Genomic DNA, 1,341 nt, shown 5'->3' on the forward strand with positions numbered 1-1,341 from the left:
GAATTCGAAGCAATCATGACCACACCGGCCCCTCAGGCCGCGTGACCGAAACTGTCACCTGATCGTGCAGCAGACCCACGAGAACTTCCGAGATAAAATTGGCAACTTGGCGCGGAGGGAAGTTGACCACTGCCAGCACTAACCGGCCATCGACCTCATCGGTGGTATACAGGTCGTTGATCTGAGCGCTGGACTTCCGTATACCTAAGTCACCGAAATCAATCCACAACTTGTATGCGGGCTTGTTGGCGCGCGGGAATTCTTCGGCTTTGATCACGCGCCCGACGCGAATACCGACACCGAGAAACGTTTCGATCGTCGTCTGCTCTGACATCTGCCTCCTATCTAACCGCGCCTGTAATACACACTAGCGCAGTATGTTTCGGCGTCTTCGAGACCCCGGACGAACGCATGCTGTGCCACAGCGGCGTCGGCAAACGCGTTGATGGGCGTATCTATGCTATGAGCATGCATTCCATGATTGAGCCGCACTTCGAATCTGCAGCCCTGCTGACGATCGATGTTCAAACCGACACCCTCGATGGCGGCCCGCTAGAGATCCCGGGAACAGCGACAGCCGTACCCCGGATCGCCATGCTGTGCCAGGCATTTTCGCAGCGCTGGCCTGCCGATCGTACACATCGTCCGGCTCTACTTGGCCGACGGAAGCAACGCCGAGCCGGTGCGCAAAGACCTTGTCGTCGGCCTGACCCCAATGCTGCGCCCAGGCACACCCGGGCGGCTCCTGGCCCCAGGAATAGCACCCGACCCGACCGCACAATTTGACGATGAGCTGCTGCTGTCCGGACAAGCCCAACAGCTGGCCGATCAGGAGATTGTCCTCTACAAGCCCCGTTGGGGCGCGTTTTTCGCAACCACGCTCGAGGACCATCTCCGAGAAAATCACGTGGACACCGTGGTGATCGCCGGATGTAATTATCCGAACTGTCCACGCACGTCCATCTATGAAGCGAGCGAACGCGACTACCGGGTCGTTCTGGTCGAAGACGCGGTATCCGGGCTTTACGATCGCGGCCGCACTGAAATGATCAATATCGGCGTGACGCTGCATCGCGCCGAGTCTGTGATCGCGCACCTCGGCAAACGTCAGGCGACACAGCCGGACGGCAATAACGTCGGCAGCTGTCAGCCCAACGCATATTGAAGCTAGGTACGGCCGGCTACATCAACGCCGAACCCATCAGAGAGCTCTGAGGCCCGGTGGTGCGCGGCGCATCAAACCTTTTGACAAGTTCAGTGAATGATGCCGTCCCACTTGGCCTCGAAACAGTATCCAGTGGTGTCGGCAGGGGGCGGTCCGGCGCGGGCCAGCATGGGGGC

The 1,341-nt window shown here is 59.4% G+C and carries 2 protein-coding genes; one reads left to right on the forward strand and one right to left on the reverse strand.

All coding sequences use genetic code 11. The features are described 5' to 3' along the window. Nucleotides 1-13 precede the first annotated feature (13 nt). Nucleotides 14-334 carry a tRNA-binding protein gene (locus tag B8W69_RS29420; RefSeq protein WP_085293146.1) on the reverse strand — a complete coding sequence of 107 codons (321 nt, stop codon included), beginning with the start codon at nt 332-334 and terminating at the stop codon, nt 14-16. 321 nt (nt 335-655) lie between these two features. Between B8W69_RS29420 and B8W69_RS29425 the strand changes: the two genes are divergently transcribed. Next, nucleotides 656-1,165, forward strand: a complete 510-nt coding sequence (locus tag B8W69_RS29425) for a cysteine hydrolase family protein (protein ID WP_342744740.1) — start codon at nt 656-658, stop codon at nt 1,163-1,165. Nucleotides 1,166-1,341 lie beyond the last annotated feature (176 nt).

The sequence above is a fragment of the Mycolicibacterium vulneris genome (assembly GCF_002104765.1).
GTDB lineage: Bacteria > Actinomycetota > Actinomycetes > Mycobacteriales > Mycobacteriaceae > Mycobacterium > Mycobacterium vulneris.